This window comes from Streptomyces sp. NPDC002499, from assembly GCF_053595415.1.
Window position 1 is genome coordinate 1 of record NZ_JBSFXO010000005.1, and the last position, 15,414, is coordinate 15,414.

Sequence of the window (15,414 nt, forward strand, 5' to 3'; positions counted from 1 at the left end):
GCTTCGGCCTTAAGGGCATCGTCCTCACCCGCGGGCGGGGCTAAAAGATACGGACCGGAGTTCAAGAGGCGGAGCCCCTTGGGGTGGGTGGGGGTTCGGGATGGCAGAGCCTCGGCCTCGGACGCCGGACGGGCTGAGTTGTACGAACCGGAGTTCACGAGGCGAAGCCCCTGGGGGTGGGTGGGGGTTCGGGATGGCAAAGCCTTGCCCTCGAACACCGGACGGGCTGAGTTGTACGGACCGGAGCTCGAGAGGCGGAGCCCCCTGGGGGTGGGTGGGGGTTCGGGATGGCAGAGCCTCGGCCTCGAACACCGGACGAGAAGAAAAACAGACGCCCGCGCCAGCATCCAAGAGGCGCAGCCCCCTGCGGGTGAATGGGGGATCGGGACGGCGCAGCCTCGACCGCGGACGCCCGACAGGCTCAACGAGATGCGGACTGGAGTTCAAGAGGCGCGGCCTCGGACTCCGGACGGGCTCAAAGACTCGGACCGGCATCCAGCTCGCGCCGCGTGCAGCGCGCGCTGGATGCCGGTCCGGGAAGCAATCGCCCCTCCCCGGAGGGAACCGGCCCGCCCCTACTGATCCGAAGAGAACCTCACCGAACCCGCCGGGATTCGGGCGTCGCACCACACTCTGACGCCGTCCCGGAGTTCGTTGTCGGCGCCGATGATCGCGCCGTCGCCGATGACCGTGCCGGTGAGGATGGAGCGTTCGCCCACGCGGGCTCGGGTGCCGATGAGGGAGTCGGTGATGACGGCGCCGGGTTCGATCACGGCGCCCGGGAGGATCGTCGAGCCGAAGACTCTTGCTCCCTCCGCCACGAACGCGCCCTCGCCCACCACCGTGCCGCCCGTCAGTTTCGCGTCCGGGGCCACCCTTGCCGTGGGGAGGACCAGGCGGTCTCCGCAGCGGCCCGGGATCGCCGGGGACGGGGCGTGGCCCAGGACCAGGTCCGCGGAGCCGCGGACGAAGGCGGCGGGGGTGCCCAGGTCGAGCCAGTACGTGGAGTCGACCATGCCCTGGAGGTGGGCGCCCGCGGAGAGGAGGTCCGGGAACGTCTCGCGTTCGACGGACACGGGCCGGCCCGCCGGGATCGTGTCGATGATCGAGCGGCGGAAGACGTACGCCCCCGCGTTGATCTGGTCGGTGACGATCTCCTCGGGGGTCTGGGGCTTTTCGAGGAAGGCGAGGACTCGGCCCGTTTCGTCCGTCGGAACCAGGCCGTACGCCCTCGGGTCCGTCACCTTCGTGAGGTGGAGGGACACGTCCGCGCCCGTCTCCTCGTGGGTGTGGACCAGGCGACGGATGTCCAGGCCCGTCAGGATGTCGCCGTTGAAGATCAGGACCGGGTCGTCGGGGCCCGAGTGGAGGCGCGAGGCCACGTTGCGGATGGCGCCGCCCGTGCCGAGGGGTTCCTCCTCCGTGACGTACTCGAGGTGCAGGCCCAGGGACGAACCGTCACCGAAGTGCGGTTCGAACACCTCGGCCAGGTAGGACGTGGCGAGGACGATGTGTTCGACCCCCGCCGCTCTCGCTCTCGCCAACTGGTGCGTGAGGAAGGGGACACCCGCCGCCCGGACCATGGGCTTCGGCGTGTGCACCGTGAGCGGGCGGAGCCGCGTGCCCTTGCCGCCGACCAGGAGAATCGCTTCTGTCACCTGTCGTCTCTGCTTCCTGCCGGGACCGGCCGAACTGACTTTCGACCGGCAAGTGTATGCAGACCGTTGCGCGGCGCCTTCGACGGCCGTGCGGCATCCCGCGATTCCACCCAGTGCCCCCCGATGGCGGTGCGTGCGGTCCCCGGTCCCGCCCGCCGGTCAGCGGCCCTGGAAGCGAGCGGCAGTCGTGCGGGTCGTGCCGAGCTTGCGGTAGAGCTGCAGGCCCGGGCAGTCCGTGGCGAAGCCGTCACGGTGACCGGAGATCACATTCAGTCGTACGTTCTTTCCTTTTCGGTAGAGATTGCCACCCCCGGACTTCAAATATGTCTTTCCCTTCGGATTGCCGCCCCAGATCCCGAGCTTCCAGGCCGTGAGGCGGGCGATCGCCTTCACCGCGGCGGTCGGCGGCTTGGCCGAGCCGAAGCTGCCGAGGACCGCGATCCCCATGCTCTTGGTGTTGAACCCGAGGGTGTGGGCGCCCAGCACCGGCTTCGCCACTCCCCCGGCCCGGCCCTCGTAGATGGTTCCGCACTTGTCGACGAGGAAGTTGTAGCCGATGTCCCGCCAGCCCATGCTCTTGACGTGGTAGCGGTAGATACCGCGGATGACGGAGGCCGCCTGCGAACACTTGTACCCGTTGCCGGTGTCCGTGTGGTGGACGAAAGCCGCCTTGACGTTCCTCGTGTAGACGAACTTCTTCTCGCGCAGCTTCTCGTCCGCGCCCCAGCCGCGCCGGGTGATGATGCGCGGACGAGGGCCGATGTACGGCTTCACCCGCTGACTCCGCGTCAACTCGCTGCCGTAGAGCGCTTGTACTTCCTGTTCGGTGGCCCGCAGGTCCAGCGCCGGGATCTCGGTGGCCTCGGGCGGGGTCCCTGCTCGCGTCACCGGCTCCGACCCGGCCGGCTCCCCCGCACCCGGCTCCCCCGGGTCCACCAGTTCGAGACGCAGGCCCGTCGGGAGCCCGGTCGCGGACGTCAGCGTGCGGGTGCCGCGGGCCGTGTCCTCCGTACGGCTCGCGCTCTCGGCGCGGACGCGGACCTCCACGCCGTCCGAGTCGCCCACCCACAGCGGTGCCGTGGAGCCGTGGACGCGACCCGAGGTGCGCTCGGCGGAGTCGGGGTCGGGCGCGTCGTCGTTGTGGGTCCCGAGGTCCTGCCAGTCCGACCAGGTGCCGGAGTCGGTGGCGCGGGTGCGGACCTGGACGCTGCCGTGCAGAGCGGTGTCCGGGTCGTCCCAGATGACGCCGACCATCGAGAAGTGGCGTACGTCCCGGCGGGCCAGGCCCTGTTCGGAGGCGGCGGAGCCGAGGACGCGGGCGCGGGTGAGGGGGGTGAGGGGCAGGGACTGGGTGCCGCCGGAGAGGCCGGCCGGGTGGGCCGCCGGCATGGACGCCGTGCGGCTCGACGCCGGACTCGCCGCGGCGGACGCCGGCGGGGTCAGCGGAAGGGCGAGGGCGGCCGCACAGGCGACGCCGACCGAGGAAGCAAGGAATCCACGCATGCATCCGATGTTGGACATAGTCATATATATCTGTCCATTTGGGAACTGACGGACCGTCGGCTCCCGCTGCGCCGAACCGGTGGCCCCGCACCCGGCCGCGCACCGTCCCTCCCGCGTACCCTTGCGCGGGTGAACGCCACCGACCGCACCCCTGCCGACCTGCTGCGTTCCGCGCTCGCCGCGGACCCGGGACGCCCCCTGGTGACCTTCTACGACGACGCCACGGGCGAGCGCGTGGAATTGTCCGTGGCCACCTTCGCCAATTGGGTGGCCAAGACCGCGAACCTCCTCCAGAGCGACCTCGCCGCCGCCCCCGGCGACCGGGTCGCGCTGCTGCTGCCGGCGCACTGGCAGACGGCGGTGTGGCTGCTGGCGTGCGCGTCGGTCGGCGTGGTCGCGGACGTGGGCGGGGACGCGGGGGCGGCCGACGTGGTCGTGAGCGGGCCCGACTCGCTGGACGCGGCGCGGGCGTGCCGGGGCGAGCGGGTCGCTCTCGCGCTGCGGCCGCTGGGCGGACGGTTCCCGCAGGCTCCGGCGGGCTTCGCCGACTACGCCGTCGAGGTGCCGAGCCAAGGGGACCGGTTCGCCCCGTTCTCCCCGGTGGACCCGGAGGAGCCCGCGCTGATCGTGGCCGGGCGGAGCTTCAGCGGGGCCGAGGTCGTCGAGCGGGCGCGGGAGGAGGCGGGGGCGCTCGGGCTGACCGGGCCGGGGTCGCGGATCCTGTCGGGGCTCTCGTACGACACCTGGGAAGGGCTCAATGCCGGGCTGTACGGGCCGCTCGCCACCGGCGGTTCGGTGGTGCTGTGCCGGAATCTTGACCAACTGGGCGAGGACGGCCTGGCCAAGCGGATCGAGAGCGAGCGCGTTACTGCTTCGCGCTACTGAAGGGATCGGTGCGGCTGGTTCGGCGAGTGCGGGCCCGTCGTGGCTTGTCGCGCCCACGCGGCGGAGCCGCACATCGACACAGCCCCGCGCCCCTTAGGGCATGCAGTCACCCGATCGGATCAGCACCGCCCACCCCTGGTGCCCTCCACGCGTCATGGTCGTAGAAGCAGCCGACACCGCATGCTCGTACGCCATGAGGGGGATCCGCCGTGACCGACAGCGCAGGCACCCTCGGGCCCGGCGCCGGGTCGTCGGCGAGCGGTAAGGGGCTCATACGGCGGCGTCGGCGGAAGTGGGTCAAGTACGGGGGGCTCGGGGTCGCCGTCCTGGTGGTCGTGGCCGCCGGGGGCGGGTGGGTGCTCTACGCGAAGCTCGACGGGAACATCACGCCCGACGACGCGGCGGCGGCCGAGCTGGCGCGGTACGAGAAGGAACGGCCGACCTCGCTCGTCAAGGACGCGCAGAACATCCTGCTGATCGGGTCGGACTCGCGGTCGGGGGACGGGAACGCGCGCTACGGGCGGGACTCGGGGACCGAGCGGTCGGACACGACGATCCTGCTGCATCTGGCCGCCGGGCGGCGCGCCGCCACCGCCGTCTCGCTGCCGCGCGACCTGATGGTGGACGTGCCGGCCTGTCTGCGGCCGGACGGGACCCGGACCGAACCGATGTTCGCGATGTTCAACTACGCGTTCCAGACGGGCGGTTCGGCCTGCACCATCCGGACCGTGGAGAAGCTGACGAATGTGCGGATCGACCATCACATGGTCGTCGACTTCCACGGGTTCAAGGAGATGGTCGACGCCGTGGACGGCGTGGAGATCTGCCTGCGTCGGCCCATTCACGACAAGGCCGCCAAGCTGAACCTGCGCGCGGGCAGGGTGACGCTCGACGGGGAACAGGCGCTCGGCTATGTACGGGCCCGCAAGTCGCTGGGCAACGGCAGTGACACCGACCGGATGGACCGTCAGCAGCGGTTCCTCGGCGCGCTGGTCAACAAGGTGCGCGGCAATGACGTACTGCTGAATCCGGTGAAGCTCTATCCCGTGCTGGACGCGGCGACTTCGTCACTGACGACCGATCCGGATCTGGCGAGCCTGCGCGGGTTGTACGAACTCGTGCGCGGGGTACGCGACATCCCCACGGAACGTGTGCAATTCCTTACCGTGCCGCGGGAGTCGTACGTCTACAACGCCAATCGCGACCAGCTCGTGGAACCCGAGGCCGAGAAACTGTTCGAACGGCTGCGCACGGACGCGCCGCTCGCGGTGGCCAAGGAAATTCCGCGGGATTCCGCCGCAAAGAGCCGCAATTCGGTGTCCGCCGACGAGGAGAACTCGTACGGGGACGGGGAGGAGTCTTCGTACGAGGGGTCGTACGAAGACGCTTATGACTACGGCGAGTACGGGGACGACGACGGAAAGGCAGGCGGAAAGCGGCCCGACGAGCCCGTGGTCGATGTTTCTCCCGGGCCGACGTTCCGCGGCAACACCGCCGCCGAAGACTTGTGCGGGTAAAGCGCTCACCAAATCGGCGCACTAATGTCCGAGAAAATGGGCGAATTGACCGGTTGCCCGCACGTGCAATTCGTCACCGCGGTCCCCCGGCACTGAACAGGGCGGATAGTGTGAGCGATCCGGTGCGTTCGGCCGCGAGGTGCTTCCTGGCGTCGTGCACTGTGTGACCGACGAGCGCCTTGCAGGGGGGAAGGCGCTTGCGTGGCCCCGACGGAGGATTCGGACAACCGTGGACGCGCAAAGCCGTGGGCGGGCGGACGACATCGACCCCGCAGACCAGTGGGTACTCAACCCGAACACCGGTGAATACGAACTGCGACTGACCCCTTCCGCACCGCAATCAGGTGTGCCGGGGCCGCGCAGGTCCGCCGCGCAGGGCGCGGTCCGTTCGGCGGCGCCCGGGCGGGCGGCGGGACGGGCGGCACCGCAGGCTCCCGAGCGCGAGGCGCAGCCCTCGCGTCGGCGGCGCGGGGCGCCCGAGGAACCGTTGCCGGGGCGGCGCGGCCGGCGGCCGGTGAAGAAGAAGTCGAGGACCAAGAAGGTCCTGTTGTGGACCGGCGGCATCATGGCGTTCGTGCTCGTGGGCACGGCGAGCGCCGCCTATCTCTACATCAAGCACCTCAACGACAACATCACGGCCGTCTCCGACGACGGCGCGAGCACCGGTGGCTTCAACAAGGACAAGGCGATCAACATCCTGTTGATCGGCACCGACAAGCGCACCGGCGCGGGCAACACCAACTACGGCGACTCCGGCAGCGTCGGCCACGCCGACACCACGATCCTGCTGCACGTCTCCAAGGACCGCTCCAACGCGACCGCGTTGAGCATCCCGCGCGACCTGATCACCGACATCCCGGACTGCCCGACCACCCAGGACGACGGCTCCTCCAAGGTCATCGCGGGCTCGACCGGCGTCCGCTTCAACACCAGCCTGGGCCAGGACGAGCGCACGCCCAGCTGCACCATGCGGACCGTCACCGAGCTGACCGGGATCACGCCGGACAACTTCATGGTGGCCGACTTCAACGCGGTGAAGACGCTGACGGACGCGGTCGGCGGGGTCGAGGTCTGTCTGGCCAAGGACATCGACGACCCGGACTCGCATCTGAAGCTGTCCAAGGGCACCCACAACATCTCCGGCGAGCAGGCGCTGGCCTTCGTGCGCACCCGGCACTCGGTGGGCTTCGGCGGTGACCTGAGCCGGATCACGCTCCAACAGCAGTTCCTGAGCGCGCTGATGCGGAAGCTGAAGTCCAACTCCACGCTCACCAACCCGACGAAGATGCTGAAGCTGGCGGAGACCGGCACCAAGGCGCTGACCGTCGACTCCAAGCTCGACAGCATCGGCAAGCTGAAGGACCTCGGTCTGGAGCTGGGCAAGCTCAACCCGAAGAACCTGACCTTCACCACGGTCCCGGTGGTCGACAACCCGGCCGAGAAGGTCGCGGCGACCGTCGTCCTCAACGACACGACGGCACCGCAGGTCTTCGACATGATCAAGAACGACGTGTCGTTCACCGCGGTCAAGCAGCAGCAGAAGAAGGAAGCCGCCGCCGTGGCCGCCCGGTTGAAGGGCACCAAGTCCGCCGCCGCGGACGTGCGGGTGCGGATCCTGAACGGCGGCGCCGCGGCCGGCAGCGCGCAGGCGGAGCTGAGCTACCTGCAGAACGACGAGGGCGTGCTGAAGTCCGAGAACGCCGGCAACGCGGACGCGGCGCTGGCGAAGACCACTCTCGAGTACGCCCCCGACCAGGCCTCCCAGGCCCGCCGCCTCGCCGCCATCATGGGCCTGTCCGGCTCGGCGCTGAAGCCGGGCAAGAGCGTGACCAACTCCCAGGGCCTGCCGACGATGACGCTCACCCTCGGCAAGGACTTCAAGGGCGCCGGAGTCAAGATCAACGCCGCCTCCGGGTCCACCCCGGCGGGGGTCCAGAAGTCCACCGCGGACAAGGTCGAGTGCGCCAAGTAATCCGCAAGGGCTCGAAGCGATCCTGAAGGGCCTGCCGTGCATCTCACTAGATGCACGGCAGGCCTGTTCGCTTCCATTTCGGATTTTTCGGCTTCTTTCAGGCGCAGGGGTGGGGAGACAGAGGAATGACGCAGAGCAGTGTGCGCGGGGAAGGGACGTTCGACGACGTCCGGCACGCTCGTGATCCGGAGGACGGCGGCACCGGTGGCCCCGCCGAACCGGAGGGGTCCGGCCGGCGCAGACAACCGCCCAAACGCGGGCACCGGGTGCTGCGTTGGTCGGCGCTGACCCTGTCGGTCCTGATACTCGGGACGGCCGGCGCCGGATACCTCTACTACGAGCACCTGAACGGCAACATCGAGAAGGGCCAGCGCAGCAGCGGCGACTCGAAGGCGCGGAAGACCGGTCCGAACGCGGACGGGCAGACGCCGATGAACATCCTGCTGATCGGCTCCGACAGCCGTAACTCCGCCGCGAACCTCAAGCTGGGCGGCTCGAAGAACGACGTGGGCAGCCCGCCGCGCGGCGACGTGCAGATGCTCATCCACCTCTCCGCGGACCGCAAGAGCGCCGCGATGGTCAGCATCCCGCGGGACACCCGGGTCGACATCCCCAAGTGCAAGGACCCGGACACCGGCAAGGTGTACCCGGCGACCAACACCATCATCAACGAGTCGCTGGCCCGCGGCGGCGCCGGCTGCACGCTGGCCACCTGGGAGAACCTCACCGGGGTCTACATCGACCACTGGATGACGATCGACTTCGCCGGCGTGGTGCGGATGGCGGACGCCATCGGCGGCGTCGACGTCTGTGTGCGGCAGAACGTGTGGGACCACCCGACGGCCGCCGTGCCCGGCGGTTCGGGGCTGAAGCTGACGGCCGGCACGCACAAGGTCGAGGGCGAGAAGGCGCTGCAGTGGCTGCGCACCCGGCACGCCTGGGGCAGCGACCTGATGCGGGCCAGGGCCCAGCACATGTACCTCAACTCGATGATGCGCACGCTGACGAAGCAGAACGTCTTCACCGACACCGGGCGGCTGACCGGCCTGGCCGAGGCGGCCACCAAGTCGCTGACGGTCTCCGAGGAGATCGGCACCGTCAAGAAGCTCTACGACCTGGGCATGCAGCTCAAGTCGGTGCCGTCCGACCGGATCACGTCGCTGACGATGCCGAACGTCGCGGACGCCCAGAACAGCGACCACGTGGTGCCGGACGCCACCAACGCCGACAAGCTGTGGCAGATGCTCCGCGACGACGTGCCGCTCGACAAGAACGGCAAGGCGTCGGACGCCAAGAAGAAGAGCAAGGGCACGAGTACGGCCACCGAGGCGCCCTCGGTCGACGCGGGCGCGCTCGGCGTGCTCGTGCAGAACGCCACCCGCAGCTCGGACCGGGCGCCGGTCTCCGGCCGGGCACGCACCATCGCCCAGACGCTCACGGGCAAGGGCTTCACCCGGGCCGCGGCGGACACCACGGCGACGCTCGCCGAGGAGAAGACGGTGGTGCGCTACCCGAGCGCCGATCTGGAGGGTGACGCCCAGGCGGTCGCCAAGTCCCTCGGGATTCCGCTGAGTTCGGTGAAGAAGTCGACCGATGTGTCGGGAGTCACGGTCGTGGTGGGCGCCGACTGGCGGGAGGGCACGGCGTATCCGAAGCAGTCCGCGCCGCAGGCCGGTGACCTGCCGGACAACGCCGACGCCATCAACGGCTCGGACAAGGGCCAGTGCATGGACGTGTACGCGCCCTATCGCTGGTAGCGGATCCGTGTTCGGGATTGAGAGGGAATGACCACTTGTAGGGGGTCGCGTTTCCCCGGTGGCGACACCTGAGGCGGAGCTGTGCGGTTAGTGTGGGCGACCCAGCGCCGCGCCTGACGGAGGACTCATACACCGTGGACGTGCAAGGCCGTGGCCGTGCGGACGGCATCGACCCCGCAGACCAGTGGGTCCTCAACCCGGACACGGGCGACTACGAACTGCGTCTGACGCCGTCCACGCCTCCGTCGGCGGTCCCGGGCCCGCGCAGACCGGCCCCCCGGGACCCCGCACCCCGTGACCCCGCCCCGCGCGACACCCGTACGCCGTCCCCCGGGGCGGGTGCGGGGCGGCGCGGCCGTCGCCCGGTGCCGCAGAAGGCGAAGGCGTCGCGGGCCAAGAAGGTCCTGCTGTGGACCGGCGGCACCATGGCGTTCGTCCTGGTCGCCACCGTCGGCGGCGCCTACTTCTATCTGAAGCACCTCGAAGGCAACGTGGCGACGACCGACATCGGCGACGCGGGCAAGAGCGGCTTCAGCAAGGACGAGGCCTTCAACATCCTGATCATCGGTACCGACAAGCGCACCGGCGACGGCAACGAGGGATACGGCGACAAGGGCAGCGTCGGTCACGCCGACACCAACATCCTGCTGCACGTCTCCAAGGACCGTACGAACGCGACCGCGTTGAGCATCCCGCGCGACCTCATCGTCGACATCCCCGACTGCCCGACCAAGCAGACCGACGGCACCGAGACCGTCGTCCCGGGGCAGCAGGGCGTGCGCTTCAACCGGAGCCTGGGCGAGAGCGGCCGGGACCCCGGCTGCACCATGCGCACGGTGAAGGAGAACACCGGCATCTCGGTCGACCACTTCATGATGGCCGACTTCAACGCGGTCAAGACGCTGACGACGGCGGTGGACGGCGTCACGGTCTGCCTCGAACACGCCGTCAAGGACAAGCAGTCCAAGCTCGACCTGCCCGCGGGCGAGTCCAAGGTGGAGGGCGAGCAGGCCCTCGCCTTCGTGCGCACCCGGCACAGCTTCGGCAACGAGGGCGACCTCGACCGGATCAAGGTGCAGCAGCAGTTCCTGGGTTCGCTGATGCGCAAGATGTCCTCCGGCGACACCCTCACCAGCCCCACCAAGCTGCTGAAGCTGGCCGAGGCCGCCACCAAGGCGCTCACCGTGGACAGCGCCATCGGCAAGGTCGGCACGCTCAAGGACATCGCCCTGGAGCTGAAGAAGGTGCCGCCGAAGAACATCTCCTTCACCACGGTGCCGGTGCTGGACAACCCGGCCGAGACGATCAAGGCCACGGTCGTGGTCAACGAGTCGAAGGGCCCCCAGCTCTTCGACCTGATCAAGAACGACGTCTCGCTCACCGCGGTCAAGCAGGAGAAGAAGAAGGAAGCCGCCGCCGTGGCCGCCCGGTTGAAGGGCACCAAGTCCGCCGCCGCGGACGTGCGGGTCCGGATCCTCAACGGCGGCGCGGCCGGTGGCAGTGCGCAGGCGGAGCTGAACTACCTCCAGAACGACGAGGGCGTCGAGAAGTCCGAGAACGCCGGCAACGCGGACGCGGCGCTGGCGAAGACCACCCTCGAGTACGACCCCGACCAGGCCGACCAGGCCCGCCGCCTGGCCGCGATCATGGGCCTGTCCGGCTCGGCCCTGAAGCCCGGCGAGAGCGTCACCAACTCCCAGGGCCTGCCCGCCATGACGCTCACCCTCGGCAAGGACTTCAAGGGCGCCGGCATCAAGCTCAACTCCTCCGCCGCGGCGAACGTCGACGTCGACAAGTCCACGGCCGACAAGGTCCAGTGCGCCGGTTAACGGGTCCGTGCACCGGTTAACCGGGCGGTAACGCGGATCAGGGCAACCTCACGGGCCCGTCGCATGTCTCCAGAACGTACGGGGGACCGCTGGGAGGACGGGTAAGTGACGCAGGGGACTGTGCGGGAGGCCGAGTCTGCCGCCGCGGGGGACGGCGCCGGTGACGACACCGGCGCGGCCGAGGGCGACGGGCGGCACGGCGGGAGCGGCCGGTCGGCGCGGAGATTCCGGCTGTTGAGGTGGTTCGCGCTCACGCTCGCGGTGCTCATAGTCGGCACGGCCGGGGCCGGTTACCTCTACTACGAGCACCTGAACGGCAACCTCAAGAAGGACGACCTCAACCTCGGCGACAACAAGGTCGCCGCGCCCACGCCGAACGCGGCCGGGCAGACCCCGCTGAACATCCTGATCATCGGCTCCGACGCGCGGGACACCAAGGAGAACCAGGAACTCGGCGGCGCCCGGGAGACCTTCGGCTCCACCCCGCTCGCCGACGTCCAGATGCTGGTCCACCTGTCCGCCGACCGGTCCAACATGTCGGTCGTCAGCATGCCCCGCGACACTCTCCTGAAGATCCCGAAGTGCACCGACCCCGACGACGGCAAGGTCTACCCGGCGAGCGACGGACGGGTGATGACCAACCAGAGCCTCGGGCGCGGTGGCCCGGGCTGCACGGTGGCCACCTGGGAGAAGCTGACCGGCGTGCACATCGACCACTTCATGATGGTCGACTTCTCGGGCGTGGTGTCCATGGCCGACGCGATAGGCGGCGTCCCGGTCTGCGTCGACGCCAACATCCACTCCCGCGACAGCGCGGGCCACGGCTCCGGGCTGAAGCTGGAGAAGGGCACCACGTCCATCAAGGGCGAGCAGGCGCTGCAGTGGCTGCGCACGCGGTACGGGTTCGAGGACGGCAGCGACCTCGCCCGCGCCAAGGCCCAGCACATGTACATGAACTCGATGGTCCGCGAGCTGCGCGAGAACGCCACGCTCAGCAACCCGGGCAAGCTGCGCACCCTCGCCGAGAAGGCCACCGCGGCCCTCACGGTCGACCCGGGCCTGGACACCGTGAAGAAGCTCTACGACCTCAGCAACGAGCTGCGCAAGCCCGCGCCGAAGCGGATCACGATGACGACCATGCCGAATCGATACGTCGGCGCGCGCGTCGAGCCCACCGAGGACGCCGACCAGCTGTTCCGCCTGGTGCGCGAGGACATCGCGCTCGACGGTAAGGACAAGAAGAAGACCGCGGCGGAGGAGACCTCGGACGACCCCGCGGCCGCTCCCGGCGCGATCGGTGTCCAGGTGCAGAACGGCACCCGCACCGACACCCTCGGCGCGGCCTCCGGGCGGGCGGGGACGGTCGTCGGCCTGCTGGCGGAGAAGGGCTACACCAAGGCCGCCGTCGACCGGGGCACGATCCTCAGCGAGGCCCGGACGGTGGTCCGCTACCCGAGCGCCGATCTGGAGGGCGACGCCCAGGCGGTGGCCAAGTCCCTCGGGATTCCGCTGAGTTCGGTGAAGAAGTCGGCGGACGTCTCCGAGGTCACGCTCGTCGTGGGAGCGGACTGGCGCGAGGGCAGCGTGTACAAGGCGCCCAAGAAGAACGACAAGACACCGAAGACGGCCGAGGCGCTCAACGGGGCGGACGAGAAGGCGTGCATGCACGTCAGTCCCGGATTCACCTGGTCCTGAGCCCCGTACGCCACTCCTCCCCCTCAGGACCCACAGGCAACTCCTAACTCTCTCCCGAATGATGAGCCCGGCTCGGTCGGTCGCCGTCAGGCGCAAGGGTGGGAGGGCACTGAGTTGACGCAGACCAGACGCCGGGGACGGCGGATCCTGCGCTGGACGGCGATCGTCACCGCGCTGGTGACCGTGGGGGCGGCAGGCGCCGGCTACCTCTACTACCGGCACCTCAACGCCAACATCCAGAAGGACGCCCTCAACATCGGCGACGCCAAGGACCGGGCGGCCGAGTCGGAGGCGAACGCGGCCGGGCAGAAGCCGCTGAACATCCTGCTGATCGGCTCGGACGCGCGGGACTCCGCGGAGAACCAGAAGCTGGGCGGCGCCAAGGACACGTACAACACCGCCCCGCGTGCCGACGTCCAGATGCTGCTGCACGTCTCCGCCGACCGCACCGACATGTCGGTCGTCAGCATGCCCCGCGACACCCTGGTCGACATCCCCGAGTGCACCGACCCCGACACCGGCAAGGTCTACGCGGCGAGCACCTCGGCGATGACGAACACCACCCTGGAACGCGGCGGACCGGGCTGCTCGGTGGCCACCTGGGAGAAGCTGACCGACATCCACATCGACCACTTCATGATGGTCGACTTCGCCGGCGTGGTCTCCATGGCCGACGCGATAGGCGGCGTCCCGGTCTGCGTCGACGCCAACATCTACTCGCACACCTCCTCGGGCCACGGCAGCGGCCTGAAGCTGGAGAAGGGCACCACGTCCATCAAGGGCGAGCAGGCGCTCCAGTGGCTGCGGACGCGCTACGGGTTCGAGGACGGCAGCGACATCGCGCGCACCGAGGCCCAGCACATGTACATGAACTCGATGGTCCGCCAACTGCGTGCCAACGCCACCCTGAGCAACCCGGGCAAGCTGCGCGACCTGGCGGAGACGGCCACGAAGGCGCTGACGGTGGACGACGGGCTCGGCACCGTGGCCAAGCTCTACGACGTGTCGACGCAACTGAAGAAGGTGCCCACCGCGCGCATCACGATGACGACGATGCCGTGGGTGTACTCGGCCGACGGCAACCGGGTGCTGCCCAAGGCCGGCGACGCGGAGAAGCTGTGGCGGCTGGTGCGCGAGGACATCGCGCTGGACGGCAAGGACAAGAAGAAGACCGGCACGTCGACCGCGACGACGGACAAGGCGGCGGCGGACGACGAGATCGCCGTGCGGGTGCAGAACGGTACGAAGTCCGACGCGGAGCCGGCGGTGACGGGCCGGGCCGGCACGGTCGCCGACCTGCTCGTCTCCAAGGGCTTCGACAAGGCGGAGGCGGACTCCTCGGCGCTGCTCAGCCAGGACGGGACGGTCGTCCGCTATCCGTCGGCCGACCTCCAGGCCGACGCCCAGCGGGTCGCCAAGTCGCTGGGGATTCCGGTGAGTTCGGTGAAGAAGTCGACGGCCGTTTCCGGTGTCACACTGGTGGTCGGCGCGGACTGGCGTTCGGGGGCGAAGTACACCGCCGAGGACGACACCACGCCGGCCTCGGCGAGCGCGCTCAACGGGGCGGACAGCAAGGCCTGTATGCACGTAGACCCGGACTACACCTGGTCCTGACAATCGAACGCAGCTCGACGGGAGAGCCGTGATCCGTTGGTCCACCGCCCTGACTCAGGCGGGAATCACTGACCCGCGTCTGCGCAGAACCTACGACGCCCAGCGCACGCTGGTCCGAAGATTCGCGCTGCACGAGTACGTCGCGACCCGGCTCCTGCTGCCGGCCCGCCTGCATCCGCCCGTGGTGGCCGCGGTGTCCTACATGCACGCGACCGACGAGCTGATCGACACCGGCGCCGTGCGCGACCGCCACGCGGCCCTGCGCGTCTGGGAGGCCGACACCGTGGCGGCCCTCGACGGCGACGAACCACCCGCGAACGGCACCCTGTCGGCGCTCCGGGACGCCGTGGACCGTCATCCGCACCTGGCCGCGCGGGTGCGGGCCTTCCTCGACGGCGCGCCCGTGGAGGCCAGTTGGACGGGCTTCGAGACGGAGGCCGACTTCCAGGCCTACGTGGACGGTTACGCGCTGCCCGCGCTGATGCTCACGGCGTCGCTGATCGCGCCCGATCCCGGCGCAGGGGACGACGAACCGTTCGTCGCCGGCTGCCGGGCCCTGATCGAGGGAATGCAGCGCACCGATTTCCTGGCCGACCTCTCCGAGGACGCCGGCTGGGGCCGGATCGGCATTCCGAAGGACGAACTGGCCCTGCACGGGCTGAAGTTCGGGGATCTGCTGAGCAAGTCGGAGGAGTGCGTACCCGCGTTGGAGACGCTGGTCCAGGCACAGGCCGACCGCGCCGAGGCCGCGCTCACCGAGGGCCGGTCCCTGCCCGACCTCGTCGCACCCGAGTACCGCCCGTTCCTGGACGCCCTGATCGCCGTCCAGGACCTCCGTCTCGCCGCGGTACGGCGCACGGGAGGAGAGCTGCTGCACCGCGCGGCGAACCCGTCGGCGACGGCCTCCCTGAGGGTCCTGGCCCACCAGTACCGCCGCGCCCGCGCCGAGCGACGCGTCCGACGGTAGCCCACCGCCGGCCGTCG

Annotated in this window: 10 protein-coding genes; 8 read left to right on the top strand and 2 right to left on the bottom strand. The window is 69.7% G+C overall.

Going from position 1 to position 15,414, the window contains the following annotated elements:
• Window positions 1-575 precede the first annotated feature (575 nt).
• Both ACWD5F_RS14070 and ACWD5F_RS14075 read right to left on the bottom strand, forming a co-directional pair.
• The gene (locus ACWD5F_RS14070) at window positions 576-1,658 is read right to left on the bottom strand and encodes a sugar phosphate nucleotidyltransferase (protein ID WP_451254144.1); all 1,083 of its coding nucleotides are present in this window, start codon (window positions 1,656-1,658) and stop codon (window positions 576-578) included.
• A gap of 159 nt (window positions 1,659-1,817) precedes the next feature.
• Window positions 1,818-3,161, bottom strand: coding sequence for a peptidoglycan recognition protein family protein (locus ACWD5F_RS14075; protein ID WP_451254146.1), 1,344 nt, complete (start codon window positions 3,159-3,161; stop codon window positions 1,818-1,820).
• A 129-nt stretch (window positions 3,162-3,290) separates the two neighbouring features.
• On the opposite strand from ACWD5F_RS14075, the gene ACWD5F_RS14080 reads away from it, so the two are divergent.
• The 8 genes from ACWD5F_RS14080 (at window position 3,291) to ACWD5F_RS14115 (ending at window position 15,397) form a co-directional block, all read left to right on the top strand.
• Window positions 3,291-4,046, top strand: a complete 756-nt coding sequence (locus tag ACWD5F_RS14080) for a TIGR03089 family protein (protein WP_451254148.1) — start codon at window positions 3,291-3,293, stop codon at window positions 4,044-4,046.
• A gap of 209 nt (window positions 4,047-4,255) precedes the next feature.
• On the top strand, window positions 4,256-5,563 hold the full coding sequence (locus tag ACWD5F_RS14085) for an LCP family protein (RefSeq protein ID WP_451254150.1): 1,308 nt from the start codon (window positions 4,256-4,258) through the stop codon (window positions 5,561-5,563).
• A gap of 229 nt (window positions 5,564-5,792) precedes the next feature.
• Entirely contained in the window at window positions 5,793-7,535 is a 1,743-nt protein-coding gene (locus ACWD5F_RS14090) for an LCP family protein (RefSeq protein ID WP_451254152.1), read from the top strand.
• Between the two features lie 125 nt (window positions 7,536-7,660).
• Complete coding sequence (locus ACWD5F_RS14095; RefSeq protein ID WP_451254154.1) at window positions 7,661-9,292, top strand: LCP family protein; 1,632 nt, start codon at window positions 7,661-7,663, stop codon at window positions 9,290-9,292.
• A gap of 134 nt (window positions 9,293-9,426) precedes the next feature.
• Window positions 9,427-11,121: an LCP family protein gene (locus ACWD5F_RS14100; protein WP_451254156.1), complete on the top strand. Its 1,695-nt coding sequence runs from the start codon at window positions 9,427-9,429 to the stop codon at window positions 11,119-11,121.
• Window positions 11,122-11,226: 105 nt separating this feature from the next.
• The gene (locus ACWD5F_RS14105; RefSeq protein WP_451254158.1) at window positions 11,227-12,816 is read left to right on the top strand and encodes an LCP family protein; all 1,590 of its coding nucleotides are present in this window, start codon (window positions 11,227-11,229) and stop codon (window positions 12,814-12,816) included.
• A 114-nt stretch (window positions 12,817-12,930) separates the two neighbouring features.
• Window positions 12,931-14,430 (top strand): LCP family protein, encoded by a 1,500-nt coding sequence (locus ACWD5F_RS14110; protein WP_451254160.1) that lies wholly within the window; start codon window positions 12,931-12,933, stop codon window positions 14,428-14,430.
• Between the two features lie 28 nt (window positions 14,431-14,458).
• Entirely contained in the window at window positions 14,459-15,397 is a 939-nt protein-coding gene (locus tag ACWD5F_RS14115) for a squalene/phytoene synthase family protein (RefSeq protein ID WP_451254162.1), read from the top strand.
• The last annotated feature ends 17 nt before the right edge of the window (window positions 15,398-15,414 follow it).